General features: G+C 67.1%; 15 protein-coding genes. All 15 read left to right on the top strand.

The window, feature by feature from the left end:
* Positions 1-19: 19 nt before the first annotated feature.
* The 15 genes from ACU6WY_RS04420 (at position 20) to ACU6WY_RS04490 (ending at position 13,524) form a co-directional block, all read left to right on the top strand.
* A complete protein-coding gene (locus ACU6WY_RS04420) occupies positions 20-760 on the top strand; it encodes an L-threonylcarbamoyladenylate synthase (protein ID WP_483821249.1) in 741 nt (246 codons plus the stop codon).
* On the top strand, positions 757-1,911 hold the full coding sequence (locus ACU6WY_RS04425; protein ID WP_483821250.1) for an MraY family glycosyltransferase: 1,155 nt from the start codon (positions 757-759) through the stop codon (positions 1,909-1,911). The genes ACU6WY_RS04420 and ACU6WY_RS04425 overlap by 4 nt, the downstream gene beginning before the upstream one ends.
* Complete coding sequence (locus ACU6WY_RS04430; protein WP_483821251.1) at positions 1,908-2,369, top strand: Cg1360 family ATP-synthase-associated protein; 462 nt, start codon at positions 1,908-1,910, stop codon at positions 2,367-2,369. Before ACU6WY_RS04425 ends, ACU6WY_RS04430 begins: the two co-directional genes overlap by 4 nt.
* A 153-nt stretch (positions 2,370-2,522) precedes the next feature.
* Positions 2,523-3,326, top strand: coding sequence for a F0F1 ATP synthase subunit A (gene atpB, locus ACU6WY_RS04435; RefSeq protein ID WP_483821252.1), 804 nt, complete (start codon positions 2,523-2,525; stop codon positions 3,324-3,326).
* Positions 3,327-3,369: 43 nt separating this feature from the next.
* The gene (gene atpE / locus ACU6WY_RS04440) at positions 3,370-3,609 is read left to right on the top strand and encodes a F0F1 ATP synthase subunit C (protein ID WP_055834851.1); all 240 of its coding nucleotides are present in this window, start codon (positions 3,370-3,372) and stop codon (positions 3,607-3,609) included.
* A 29-nt stretch (positions 3,610-3,638) separates the two neighbouring features.
* Complete coding sequence (locus ACU6WY_RS04445; RefSeq protein WP_483821253.1) at positions 3,639-4,196, top strand: F0F1 ATP synthase subunit B; 558 nt, start codon at positions 3,639-3,641, stop codon at positions 4,194-4,196.
* Positions 4,196-4,987 (top strand): F0F1 ATP synthase subunit delta, encoded by a 792-nt coding sequence (locus ACU6WY_RS04450; RefSeq protein ID WP_483821254.1) that lies wholly within the window; start codon positions 4,196-4,198, stop codon positions 4,985-4,987. Before ACU6WY_RS04445 ends, ACU6WY_RS04450 begins: the two co-directional genes overlap by 1 nt.
* A 61-nt stretch (positions 4,988-5,048) precedes the next feature.
* On the top strand, positions 5,049-6,680 hold the full coding sequence (gene atpA, locus ACU6WY_RS04455; RefSeq protein WP_483821255.1) for a F0F1 ATP synthase subunit alpha: 1,632 nt from the start codon (positions 5,049-5,051) through the stop codon (positions 6,678-6,680).
* 24 nt (positions 6,681-6,704) lie between these two features.
* Positions 6,705-7,604: a F0F1 ATP synthase subunit gamma gene (locus ACU6WY_RS04460; protein ID WP_483821256.1), complete on the top strand. Its 900-nt coding sequence runs from the start codon at positions 6,705-6,707 to the stop codon at positions 7,602-7,604.
* Between the two features lie 22 nt (positions 7,605-7,626).
* Positions 7,627-9,075, top strand: a complete 1,449-nt coding sequence (atpD, locus tag ACU6WY_RS04465; RefSeq protein WP_483821257.1) for a F0F1 ATP synthase subunit beta — start codon at positions 7,627-7,629, stop codon at positions 9,073-9,075.
* 1 nt (position 9,076) lies between these two features.
* The gene (locus tag ACU6WY_RS04470; RefSeq protein WP_483821258.1) at positions 9,077-9,337 is read left to right on the top strand and encodes a F0F1 ATP synthase subunit epsilon; all 261 of its coding nucleotides are present in this window, start codon (positions 9,077-9,079) and stop codon (positions 9,335-9,337) included.
* A gap of 70 nt (positions 9,338-9,407) precedes the next feature.
* Positions 9,408-10,157 carry a YaaA family protein gene (locus tag ACU6WY_RS04475; protein ID WP_483821259.1) on the top strand — a complete coding sequence of 250 codons (750 nt, stop codon included), beginning with the start codon at positions 9,408-9,410 and terminating at the stop codon, positions 10,155-10,157.
* Positions 10,158-10,259: 102 nt separating this feature from the next.
* The gene (locus ACU6WY_RS04480) at positions 10,260-10,955 is read left to right on the top strand and encodes a large exoprotein (RefSeq protein WP_483821260.1); all 696 of its coding nucleotides are present in this window, start codon (positions 10,260-10,262) and stop codon (positions 10,953-10,955) included.
* Positions 10,956-11,171: 216 nt separating this feature from the next.
* Positions 11,172-11,945, top strand: a complete 774-nt coding sequence (locus ACU6WY_RS04485; RefSeq protein WP_483821261.1) for a PP2C family protein-serine/threonine phosphatase — start codon at positions 11,172-11,174, stop codon at positions 11,943-11,945.
* A 46-nt stretch (positions 11,946-11,991) separates the two neighbouring features.
* Entirely contained in the window at positions 11,992-13,524 is a 1,533-nt protein-coding gene (locus ACU6WY_RS04490; RefSeq protein ID WP_483821262.1) for an APC family permease, read from the top strand.
* Positions 13,525-13,530: the final 6 nt, after the last annotated feature.

Raw genomic sequence — 13,530 nt, forward strand, 5'->3', positions numbered from 1 at the left:
CGGTAGACTGTGCCGCGACATGTCACCCGTCTACGACTGCCGTGACGAGTCGCAACTGCTCTCCGGGATGCGCCACGCGCGCCAGGCGATCGGTCGAGGCGAACTCGTCGTGCTCCCCACCGACACCGTCTACGGCATCGCCGCAGACGCCTTCAACGCGCGTGCCGTCTCGGGCCTGCTCGAGGCGAAGGGCCGCGGACGCCAGCAGCCCCCGCCGGTACTGGTCCCGGGCGTCGGAACCCTGCGGGCGCTCGTGGCCGAGATCCCCCCCGCGGTCGACGACCTGGTGCACGCCTTCTGGCCCGGCGGACTCACGATCGTGCTCCCGGCCCAGCCGTCGCTGTCGTGGGACCTCGGCGACACGCACGGCACGGTGGCTGTTCGCATGCCCGCGCAGAACCTCGCTCTCGAACTCCTGGAAGAGACGGGCCCGCTGGCCGTTTCGAGCGCGAACCGCACCGGAATGACGGCCGCGGTGAGCATCGACGAGGCCCGCGACATGCTCGGAGACAGCGTCGCGGTCTACCTCGACGCCGGCCCCAGCGTCGTGGGGATCGCTTCGACCATCGTCGACGCGACGACCCTCGTCGGCGGTACCGAGCCGCGGGTGCGCGTGCTGCGCGAGGGCGCGATCTCGCGGGCGCGCCTGAGGGAGGTTCTCGGCGACGTGCTGGAGCCCGACCCCGACACGGCTCCGCCCGCCGAGAGCGTCGAGACGGCTCCGACCGTCGCCCCGGATGCCGAGGCCCCCGGGCCGTGACCCAGTACCTCCTCACCATCCTGTTCACGGCGGCGGTGACTCTCGCGCTGTCGTGGGTGGTGTGGAAGCTCGCGCTGCGCTTCAGGCTGTACCCCGGCATCCGCGATCGCGACGTGCACACGACGCCGACGCCGCGCCTGGGTGGGGTGGCGATGTTCCTCGGCGTGGTCGCGGCGTTCGCTCTATCGAGTCGCAACCCCTACTTCGCCATCTTCTGGACCGACCCCGGTCCCGTGCTGGCACTCCTGGGCGCGGTGCTGCTGATCGTCGTCGTCGGCGTGGTCGACGATCTGTGGGACCTCGACTGGATGATCAAACTGGGTGCGCAGTTCGTCGCGGCCGGCATCATCGCCTGGTTCGGGCAGTTGCAGATCCTGTCGCTGCCGATCGGCGCCCTCACGGTCGGGTCGGGCTGGGTGAGTTTCCTCCTCACGGTGTTCGCCCTCGTGGTGGTCATGAACGCCGTCAACTTCATCGACGGGCTGAACGGCCTGGTCGCCGGCGTGTGCCTCATCGCGAACGGCGTCTTCTTCGCGTACTCCTACCTCCTTGTTCGTGACACCGGAGCCAGCACCTACTTCAACCTCGCCTCCTTCATCGCCGCCGTCCTCGTGGGGGCCTGCCTCGGGTTCCTCCCGATGAACTGGACGCCCGCCAAGCTCTTCATGGGCGATGCCGGGGCGCTCATGCTGGGACTGCTCATGGCCAGTTCCGCCATCGCAATCACTGGCCAGCTCGACCCCGCGGTGCTGGACCCCGAGAAGATCGGCCGCTCCCAGCTCCTGGGTGCGTTCATTCCGATCCTGTTGCCGGTGGTCATCGTGCTGCTGCCGCTGCTCGATTTCGGTCTCGCGGTGGTTCGGCGCCAGTGGGCGGGGAAGTCCCCGTTCTCCCCCGACCGCAAGCACCTGCACCACCGGATGCTCGACATGGGTCACTCCGACCGGGATGCCGTGCTCATCTTCTACAGCTGGACCGCGGTCGTGAGCCTGGCGGTCCTGCTGATGTACATCGGTACGCAGCAGAGCTGGCCCGGAGACTACGCGATCGGCATCGCTTTCGGCATCGTGGGCGTCGCCGCCTGCATCGTGCTCACCCTGCTTCCGTCCCGGCGCTTCGCGCGCCGCCCTGCCCCTGAGGAGTCCTCATGACCACCCCCGTCTCCAGTACCCCGGTGCTGCGCGCCGCTCTGGTCTGGTCGGCCGTCGTGACCGTCGTCGTCCTCGTCGCCGCCGTGGTCGTCGGTGCCCTCGTGGCGGGCATGAACGGCGCCTGGAGTGGGGGAGTGGGGGCGGCGGTCGGCGCGATCTTCCCGGCCTTGACGGCGATCAGCATTCTCCTGGCCAACCGCTTCTATGGTCACCCCGCCTGGTTGCAGATCTTCTTCGGCGTGGTGCTCGGCGGCTGGTTGCTGAAGTTCGTCCTCGTGATCGTGGCCTTCCTCATCCTGCTTCGGATGGACTGGGTCGTCGCGCCGGTGTTCTTCTTCGCCCTGCTCGCTACCGCGGTCGCCTCGCTCGTCGTCGACGTCGTCGTCATCTCGCGCATGCGTCTTCCCGCGGTATCCGACACCGTTCTGCCCGAGCGGAGCGCGCCCGATGAGGTCTGACCACGTCTCGATGCCGCGATTCCCGGGATCTTTGCTAAGGTATTCCTACGCACCTCGGCCGGTGTGCGGCGGTGACGCCGAGGCCCCGGGGAGAGCCGTTTCCCACCCTCCCCGAACCGTTTCACCCCGGTTCGAGAAGCTGGAGCCACCCCGTTGACTCAGGCGAATACGATCGCGCACGCTGCTGACGCGCCCTACTTCTCCCCGCCCTCCATCTCGGACTTTTTCCCGCCCGAGCTGCTGTTCGCTGGCACCCCCTTCGCGATCACGCGCATCACCCTGGTGCAGCTGCTCGCGACGGCGATCATGGTGCTCATCATCGTGCTGGGCACGCGACGTCTCACCGTCGTGCCCGGGCGCTTCCAAAGCGTCATCGAGCTCGGTTTCGGGTTCATCCGCGAGCAGATCGCCTTCCAGGTGCTCGGCGAGAAAGATGGCAAGCGCTTCCTGCCGCTGCTGACCGCGATGTTCCTCACGATCCTCGCGCTCAACCTCACCGGCGTCATCCCGTTCCTGAACATTCCGGGTACCTCGGTCGCGGGCGCCCCGCTCGTGTTCGCCTTGACGGCGTACATCGCGTTCGTCTACGCCGGCATCCGGCGTCACGGGTTCGGTCATTTCCTGAAGAACTCGCTCGTGCCCAGCGGGGTGCCGGTCTACCTCGTGCCGATCATCGCGATCGTCGAGCTGATCTCGGTCTTCATCGCTCGCCCGGTCTCTCTGTTCCTGCGACTGCTGCTGAACATGATCGTCGGCCACCTCATGCTGGTGCTGTTCTTCTCGGCGACCAACTTCTTCTTCTTCAGCTTCAACTGGCTGACCCCGTTGGCGGCAGGAACCCTCACGCTCGGGCTCGCGTTCACCCTCTTCGAGGTGTTCGTGGCGCTCCTGCAGGCCTACGTCTTCACCATCCTCACCGCGGTCTACATCCAGCTCGCGGTGGCGGAAGAGCACTGACGGGCAGCCGACCGGCTGTTCGCCCAACGAAAGGAAACCCTCAGTGGACGCAACGACGATTCTCGCTCAGGTCACGGGCAACATCGCGACCGTGGGCTACGGTCTCGCTGCCATCGGCCCGGCCATCGGTCTCGGCATCATGATCGGCAAGACCATCGAGTCGACCGCCCGTCAGCCCGAGCTCGCCGGTCGCCTGCAGACCACCATGTTCATCGGTGTCGCCTTCATCGAGATCCTCGCGCTGATCGGCATCGCTACGCCCTTCATCTTCGGCGCGCTCTGATCCGCCCGATCCACGAGTAAGGAGACAGGATGCTTAACGCTCTTGTCACGGTCGCTGCCGAAGAAGGCCACAGCAGCGGGAACCCGCTTCTGCCGGCCGTCTATGACATCACCTGGTCGCTGGTCTGCTTCGTCATCATCGCGGCGGTCGTGTGGTTCTACGCGCTCCCGCGCATCGGGGCGGTGCTCGACAAGCGCAGCACGGCCATCGAGGGCAACATCGCCAAGGCCGATGAGGCTCAGCGCAAGGCCGAGGCCGCGCTCGAGGAGTACACCGCTCAGCTCGCCGCGGCCCGCAAGGAAGCCGGCGAGATCCGTGAAGCCGCGCGCGAAGACGGTCGCAAGATCGTCCTCGAGGCCAAGGAGAACGCGGCCTCCGAGGCGGCACGCGTGACCGCTGCCGCGCACACGCAGATCGAAGCCGAGCGTCAGACCGCTCTGGTCTCGCTGCGCGCTGAGGTCGGAACCCTTGCGGTCGATCTGGCCGGCAACGTCATCGGTGAGACGCTCTCCGACGACGCCAAGGCTCAGGCCGTCGTCGACCGCTTCCTCGCCGAGCTCGAGGCATCCGAGAAGGCGGCTCAGTAATGGGCAGCGCGACCACTCAGGCGCGGACCGCGACGACGGAGGCGCTCACCGCGGCGTCCGGTGTCGATCTCGACGTCGCCCGCGAGCTGTTCGCGGCCGTCGGCGCCGTGAGCGGATCGGCGCAGCTGAGAGGCGCGCTGTCCGACTCGTCGGCACCGGCGGCGGCGCGCGCCGCCCTGGTGACGGCCGTCTTCGGCTCCACCTACCGCGAGGCGACCGTTGCGCTCCTGCGCGGCGCGGCCCAGCAGCGCTGGTCCTCGGCCTCGCAGTTCGTGGATGGGCTCGAAGAGCTCGCCGTCCGCGCAGCCGCTGTTGCGGACTCGTCCGTCGACATCGAGGGTGAGCTGTTCCAGTTCTCCCGCACGGTTGCGTCGAATGGCGAACTCGAGCTGGCACTGGGCGGTCGTCTGGGCGATCCGTCCGCGAAGACGTCGCTCGTCTCGACGCTGCTCGACGGCCGCGCAAGTGCCGCGACGGCGCTCATCGTTTCTTCGCTCGTGCAGAATGCGCACGGACGCCGTGTCCGCGCGCTGCTGCGCCGGGCCTCGGCGATCGTTGCCGATCAGCGATCCAGCATCGTCGCGACCGTGTACGCGGCGGCGCCTCTGCAGCCCGAACAGCAGACCCGTCTCCAGAACGCGCTGAGCGCGCGCTACGGATCGGCGGTCGCCCTGAACACCGTCATCGACCCGACGGTGGTCGGCGGACTGCGCGTGCAGGTCGCCGACGACGTCATCGACGCGAGCGTGTCCGCACGTCTCGCCGACCTGCGCCAGCGCATCGCAGGCTAAGACTTTGCCGCCCGAGCGGGTGGAGATCTGGGGGCTCGCGCCCCACGAACGAAGGAAGACAATGGCAGAACTCTCTATCAGCCCCGACGTCATCCGTGACGCGCTGAAGGACTTCGTCAACGCCTACGAGCCGACGGGCGCGGGTGCGACCGAGGTCGGCACCGTCGTCGACGCGGCCGACGGCATCGCTCACGTCGAGGGACTGCCCGGCGTCATGGCGAACGAACTCATCCGCTTCGACAACGGCACCCTGGGCCTGGCCCAGAACCTCGACGAACACGAGATCGGCGTCGTCGTGCTCGGCGAGTTCTCCGGTATCGAAGAGGGCCAGAGCGTCACTCGTACCGGCGAGGTCCTCTCGGTCGGCGTCGGCGACGGCTACCTGGGTCGCGTCGTCGACCCGCTCGGCAACCCCATCGACGGTCTCGGCGAGATCGCGACGGAGGGGCGTCGTGCCCTCGAGCTGCAGGCGCCCGGCGTCATGCAGCGCAAGAGCGTGCACGAGCCGCTGCAGACCGGCATCAAGGCCATCGACGCGATGATCCCCGTCGGCCGTGGTCAGCGTCAGCTGATCATCGGTGACCGCCAGACCGGCAAGACGGCCATCGCGATCGACACGATCATCAACCAGAAGGCCAACTGGGAGTCGGGCGACGTCAACAAGCAGGTGCGCTGCATCTACGTCGCCATCGGTCAAAAGGGCTCCACGATCGCGTCGGTCAAGGGCGCCCTCGAGGACGCCGGTGCGATGGAGTACACCACCATCGTCGCCGCCCCGGCCTCCGATCCGGCCGGCTTCAAGTACCTCGCCCCCTACACGGGTTCGGCGATCGGTCAGCACTGGATGTACGGCGGCAAGCACGTCCTGATCATCTTCGACGACCTGTCGAAGCAGGCCGAGGCCTACCGCGCTGTGTCGCTCCTCCTGCGTCGTCCGCCGGGCCGCGAGGCATACCCCGGTGACGTGTTCTACCTGCACTCGCGTCTGCTCGAGCGTTGCGCGAAGCTGTCCGACGAACTCGGCGCCGGTTCCATGACGGGTCTTCCCATCATCGAGACCAAGGCGAACGACGTCTCGGCGTACATTCCCACCAACGTGATCTCCATCACCGACGGCCAGATCTTCCTGCAGTCCGACCTCTTCAACGCCAACCAGCGTCCCGCTGTCGACGTGGGCATCTCGGTGTCCCGCGTCGGTGGTGACGCACAGGTGAAGTCGATCAAGAAGGTCTCGGGAACGCTGAAGCTCGAGCTCGCGCAGTACCGTTCGCTCGAGGCGTTCGCGATGTTCGCGAGCGACCTCGACGCCGCCTCGCGTCGTCAGCTCGCCCGTGGTGCGCGTCTGACCGAGCTGCTCAAGCAGCCGCAGTACTCGCCCTATCCGGTCGAGGAGCAGGTCGTCTCGATCTGGGCCGGTACCAACGGCAAGCTCGACACCATCGAGGTGTCCGACGTGCTGCGCTTCGAGCGCGAGCTGCTGGACTACCTCCGTCGCAACTCCACGGTCCTCGACACCCTGCGCGAGACCAACGTGCTGGGCGACGACACGGTCACAGAGCTCGAGAAGAAGATCGACGAGTTCATCCTCGAGTTCCAGCCGGGTGCTGACGAGGGTGTCGTCGGGCCCGAGCACGTCGATGCGGCCGAGGCTGGCGACGTCAACCAGGAGCGAATCGTCAAGGGCCGTCGCTAACAGCGACGACACGAGAACGGAATCATGGGCGCACAACTGCGGGTCTACAAGCAGAAGATCAGTTCTGCTCAGACGACCAAGAAGATCACGAAGGCGATGGAGCTCATCGCGGCCTCGCGCATCCAGAAGGCGATGGCGCGTGTGCGCGCGGCGTCGCCCTTCGCGCGGGCGGTGACGAGCGCCGTCTCGGCGGTGGCCACGCACTCCTCAATCGACCACCCGCTGACGACCGAGCGCGAGAACATTCGTCGTTCGGCCGTGGTGATCTTCACCTCCGACCGCGGCCTGGCCGGCGCGTTCAACTCTCAGATCCTCCGCGAGGGTCTGGAGTTGGCCGAGCTGCTGCGGACGCAGGGCAAGGAGGTCGTGTTCTACCTCGTCGGGCGCAAGTCCGTGGGCTACTTCCAGTTCCGCCGGATGGCGAGTGTGGCGCAGTGGACGGGTGACACCGACACTCCGCAGTTCTCCACCGCCGAGGAAATCTCGGATGCGGTGCTCGAGGCCTACCGCGCCGGGGGAGAGAACGAGGGCGTCGACGAGATCTACCTCGTATACAACCGCTTCGTCAGCATGATGACGCAGTCGCCCGAGTCGGTTCGTCTGCTGCCGCTCGAGGTGCTCGAGGCCGATGAGGCGCCGGCTCACGCGGACGTCTACCCGCTCTACGAGTTCGAGCCCGACGCCGAAACCGTTCTGGACGCGCTCCTGCCGGTGTACGTGCAGAGCCGGATCTTCAACGCCCTTCTCCAGTCGTCCGCTGCCAAGCACGCCGCGACACAGAAGGCGATGAAGTCGGCCAGCGACAACGCCGACAAGCTCATCACCGACTACACCCGCCTGCGCAACAACGCGCGTCAGGCGGAGATCACGCAGCAGATCGCCGAGATCGTCGGCGGCGCCGATGCCCTGGCATCCGGCAAGTAAGTTCCCAAGGAGAGAAGAAGCCATGAGCCTCACCGCCGAGAAGACCGACGCGGCTGTCGTCGGCCGCGTCGCGCGTGTCACCGGGCCCGTCGTCGACATCGAGTTCCCGCACGACGCGATCCCCGAGATCTACAACGCGCTCAAGACCACGATCACCATCGGTGACCAGTCGACCGAGATCACGCTCGAGGTTGCTCAGCACCTCGGCGACGACCTCGTCCGCGCCATCGCCCTCAAGCCCACGGACGGCATCGTCCGCGGCCAGGAGGTGCGTAACACCGGCGGCCCGATCTCGGTCCCCGTCGGTGATGTCACCAAGGGCAAGGTGTTCGACGTCACGGGCGAGGTGCTCAACGGCGCCCCCGGCGAGACCATCGAGGTCACCGAGCGCTGGGGTATCCACCGCAAGGCGCCGAGCTTCGACCAGCTGGAGTCCAAGACCCAGATGTTCGAGACCGGCATCAAGGTCATCGACCTCCTGACCCCCTACGTGCAGGGTGGAAAGATCGGTCTGTTCGGTGGCGCCGGTGTCGGCAAGACCGTCCTCATCCAGGAGATGATCCAGCGCGTCGCGCAGGACCACGGTGGTGTGTCGGTGTTCGCCGGTGTCGGTGAGCGCACCCGTGAGGGCAACGACCTCATCCACGAGATGGAAGAGGCGGGTGTCTTCGACAAGACGGCGCTCGTGTTCGGTCAGATGGATGAGCCGCCGGGGACGCGCCTTCGCGTGGCGCTGTCGGCGCTGACGATGGCGGAGTACTTCCGCGACGTGCAGAAGCAGGACGTGCTGCTCTTCATCGACAACATCTTCCGCTTCACGCAGGCCGGTTCCGAGGTCTCCACGCTGCTCGGTCGTATGCCCTCGGCCGTGGGATACCAGCCCAACCTCGCCGACGAGATGGGTGTGCTCCAGGAGCGCATCACCTCGACGCGCGGTCACTCGATCACCTCGCTGCAGGCGATCTACGTCCCCGCTGACGACTACACCGACCCGGCTCCGGCGACCACGTTCGCCCACCTGGATGCCACGACCGAGCTCTCGCGCGAGATCGCGTCGAAGGGTCTGTACCCCGCGGTCGACCCGCTCAGCTCCACGAGCCGCATTCTCGACCCGCGGTACATCGGCGCCGACCACTACCGTGTCGCCACGTCGGTGAAGCAGATCCTGCAGAAGAACAAGGAACTGCAGGAGATCATCGCGATCCTCGGTGTCGACGAGCTCTCTGAGGAAGACAAGATCGTCGTGTCGCGTGCACGTCGTATCCAGCAGTTCCTCTCGCAGAACACCTACATGGCCAAGAAGTTCACCGGCGTCGAGGGCTCCACGGTCCCGATCAAGGAGACGATCGAGTCCTTCGACGCGATCGTCAAGGGTGACTTCGACCACGTCGCCGAGCAGGCGTTCTTCAACGTCGGTGGAATCGCCGACGTCGAAGCCAAGTGGGCGCAGATCCAGAAGGAGAACGGCTGACATGCCGCTTCGCGTGAACCTCGTCTCGGCCGACGCCGAGGTCTGGACCGGTGAGGCCTCGCTCGTCGTCGCCAAGACGGTCGAGGGTGAGATCGGCTTCATGCAGGGCCACGAGCCGGTGCTCGCGATCCTCGCCCAGGGCGAGGTGCGCATCACGGGTGTCGACGGCAACAAGATCCTCGCCAACGCGCAGGACGGGTTCCTGTCGATGGCAGACGATGAGCTCACGATCGTCGCCGGTCACGCCTCCTTGGTCTCCTGACACACCTTCTGTTCGACGCGCGTTGCCCGGTTCGCCGGGCAACGCGCGTCGCCGTTTCCGCTGAGGTCCCATGCTTGTCCTGCTTCCCCCGTCCGAGACCAAACGCCCGGGCGGATCGGGCGCACCGCTCGACCTCGACGCGCTCGCCCTGCCGTCGTTGCGTTCGCACCGCATCGAGGTCACCGAGGCGCTCGTCGCTCTGAGCGCCGACGAGGAGGCCGCCGCCCGCGTGCTCAAGCTCAGCGCCCGACGACGCCACGAGATCGCTGACAACGCGGCGCTGTGGACGGCGCCGACGCTTCCCGCGATCGACCGCTACACGGGAGTGCTCTTCGACGCCGTCGATGCGTCGTCCCTCGACTCCGATGCGCGTGCGTGGATGGGCGAACACGTGCTCATCCACTCCGCACCCTTCGGCCCGGTCGGGGCCCTCGACGGGATCCCTGCGTATCGGCTGTCGGCGGGGACGTCGATCCCGGGGCTTGCCGCACTTCGCCGGATCTGGGCGGATGCCGTGACCCGGGCGATCCGCGAGAGCGACCCCGGATTCGTGCTCGATCTGCGGTCGGAGGCGTACGTCGGTCTCGGACCGCTGCCCGCGGAGGTCGACGCTGTCTACGTGCGCGTGGTGGCAGAGGGTTCGGATGGGGCGGTGCGGGCCCTGAATCACTTCAACAAGAAGGCGAAGGGCGAGCTCGCGCGGGCCCTGTCGAGGTCGGATGCCGATCTCCGGTCCGTCGAGGATCTTCGCGAGTGGGCGGGTGGCCACGGCTTCGAGTTCCGGACCCTCTCCGCGGGAGAGATGGCTCTCGTCGTCTGAGGTTCCGGCCTGGATCTTTCAGCGAAAACTCAGGTTCGCTACGATGGCACTGTACGGGGCACGCGGATGTCCCGTCGCTCACTCGCTGAAAAGGGAATCCACATGGGTGACACCTATTACTACGACGATGGCGGCGGGTTCGCAGCGTTCGCGTTCTTCCTCGTGTTCCTGCCCCTCCTCCTGATCTTCGCGCTGGCGGGCTACATCATCTCGTCCTTCCTGCTGATGAAGGTCTTCGAAAAGGCCGGTGTGGAAGGAAAGTGGCGCGCGTGGGTGCCCGTCTACAACACCCTCGTCGCGGCGAAGCTGGGCGACCTGTCGCCGTGGGCGTATTTGATCGCCGCGGTGGGCTCCGGCGTGCTCACGGGCATCCCGGTCATCGGATGGATCATCGGCCTGGCCGGCGTCGCGGCCACGGTGATGTTCTCCTACCGTCTGGGCCTGAAGTTCGGCAAGGATTGGCCGTACCTTCTGCTCTGGCTGATCCCGGGTGTCGGTTACCTCATCTGGCTCGGCATCCTGGCCTTCGGATCCTCGCCGTGGAACCCGTCGATCCGCCCCTCCCCGTGGGCGAACACCTTCCTCGCCGACAAGACGGTGTGGAACGGGATCCCCGCGCAGCCCGACCAGCAGGTGCAGGGTCCTCCCGCCGGTGGCTATGGCGCCCCCGCGGGCGGATACGCCCCGCCCGCACAGCCTTCCACTCCGCCGCCGGCTCCGCCCGCCGCGGGTCCGACGCCGCCGCCGCCTGCGCCTCCCGCGGGTCCGACGCCGCCGCCGCCCGCGCCCCAGGACTAAGAACGCACCGACGAGCTCCTCGATACCGGGGAGCTCGTCGGCGTTTCGGGCGTAGCGTGGGGGAATGCCTCCCTGCACCGTCCTGCGCTCCCGCCCGGTGGAGGTGAGCCTCACTGACCGGCACGGCGCGTCGGCGGGCGAGGGTTCGGCGTCTACTAGGATGGCAGGGCCGTGCGCACCCGCCGGCACAGCTGTCGGCCAACCGGAGGATCTGTCGTGCCCGAGGTGACCACGCACACACGGACCGTTCCGGTAGCCGGGGGCACCGTCGACCTGTCCTGGGCCGCGAGCACCGACACCGGCAAGCGTCGTGAAGTCAATCAAGATGCGGTCCTGGCCGAGTACCCCCTTTTCGTCGTCGCCGACGGTATGGGCGGTCATCTGGGCGGCGAGATCGCCAGCGCCAGCACCGTCGATCGTCTGCGTGCCGTGGTCGATGGCGGAACCGTCTCACCCAAGCACATCGAGAAGGCGCTCAGCCGCGCGGTGAAAGACATCGTCTCGCACCCCGAAACCACCGACGAAGGCACCGGGACGACGCTGACCGGGCTCTACCTCGAGACCGGCGGCGATGAGCCGCACTGGGTGACTTTGAACATCGGCGACTCTCGCGTGTACCTGCTGCGCGACGAGGAGATCGTGCAGATCACCACCGACCATTCGGTCGTGCAAGAACTCATCGCGGCCGGCAGGCTCAGTCCCGAAGAGGCCGAGAACCACCCCTACGGCAATGTGATCACCCGCGCGGTCGGTCCCAGCGACAGTGTGAAGCCCGACTACCTCCGCCTCGAGGTGCAGGACGGCGATCGTTTCGTGATCTGCTCCGACGGGCTCACGAAAGAACTGACCGATTTCGGCATCCGTCACTTCCTCGAGGCGAACCCTGATCCGGCTGCTGCCGTCGAATCCATGATGGCCGCGGCGCTCGAGAACGGCGGACGCGACAACATCACCATCGTGGTGCTCGACGTCGCCCGCCGCGCCGCCTGAGAACCGGTACTTGACCGCGGAGCGTCGCTGCTCCTACGGTCAGCAGATGACCTCCGCACCCGAACGGACGGCCGGCAAGGGCCTGGCCGCGGGAACCATCGGACTGTGGGGCTCGACCGTGATCGGTCTGGCCTCGACGGCTCCGGTCTACTCGCTCGTGGCGACCCTTGGGTTCGTCGTGCTCGCCGTCGGCGCCTCGGCGCCGATCGCCTTCATCCTGGCGTTCATCCCGATGCTGTTCATCGCCTTCGCCTACCGCGAGCTCAACAACGCCGTGCCCGACTGCGGCACGACGTTCACGTGGGGCACCAAGGCGTTCGGACCGTGGGTGGGCTGGATGGGAGGGTGGGGTGTGGCCGTGGCCGGAATGGTCGTGCTCGCCAACCTCGCCCAGATCGCCGGGATCTATCTCTGGACGCTCATCGGCGACGGGTCGCTGGCCGAGAACGTGCCGCTCGTCACGGCAACCGGCGTGGCCTTCATCGCGGCGATGACCTACGTGAGCTACCGGGGCGTGGAGCTGGGGGAGCGGGTCCAGAACGTGCTCCTGGGCGTGCAGTACCTCGTCCTGGCACTGTTCGTGGTGGTGGCGCTGTGGAAGTTCTTCGACGGCACCGCGCCGAACCCCACCCCGCTCGACCTGGAGTGGTTCAACCCGTTCGGGTTCACCGACTGGAGCGGCTTCACCGAGGCCGTGCTCCTGGCGCTGTTCATCTACTGGGGCTGGGACACGTGCCTCGCCCTGAACGAGGAGACGAAAGACCCGAAGCGCATCCCGGGTCGTGCGGCGCTGCTGACCACCGTGATCCTGCTCGGCACCTACGTCTCGGTCACGGTCGCGGCGATGATGTACGCCGGGGTCGGGGAAGACGGCGCGGGACTGGCGAACGCCGAGAACGCCGACGACGTCTTCCTCGCCCTGAAAGATGATCTGTTCGGTCCGTTCGGCTGGATCCTCGTGGTGGCCGTGCTCATCTCGGCCGTCTCGTCGACGCAGACCACGATCCTCCCCACCGCGCGAGGGACGCTCTCGATGGCCGCGTACAAGGCCCTGCCGCCGCGGTTCCGCACGGTGCACCCCCGCTTCCAGACGCCGTCCTTCTCCACCCTGGTGATGGGTATCGTCGCGAGCGTCTACTACGTGGGCATGACCCTCATCAGCGACAACATCCTGCAGGACTCCATCCTGTCGCTCGGCCTGGCGATCGCGTTCTACTACGCCATCACCGGCTACGCCTGCGTGTGGTACTTCCGCCGCGATCTGTTCACGTCGGGGAAGAACCTCCTCTTCCGCGGCATCCTGCCCCTGCTGGGTGCCCTGATGCTCACGTTCGCGTTCGTGCAGTCCGCGATCGACATGTACGACCCCGAGTACGGCTACACCGTGCTGTTCGGGATCGGTGGCACCTTCGTGCTCGGCATCGGGGCGCTCGCTCTCGGCGTGGTGTTGATGCTCGTCTGGTATCTGATGCCGGGATCGAAGCCGTTCTTCCGCGGGGAGAGCCTCAACCGCGAGACCGAGGTCTTGGTGCCCGACGAGCCGATCACCTATCCCCGGTCGGTCGACGGGGGGATCTGACCCCGC

This window comes from Microbacterium sp. ZW3a (assembly GCF_057167165.1).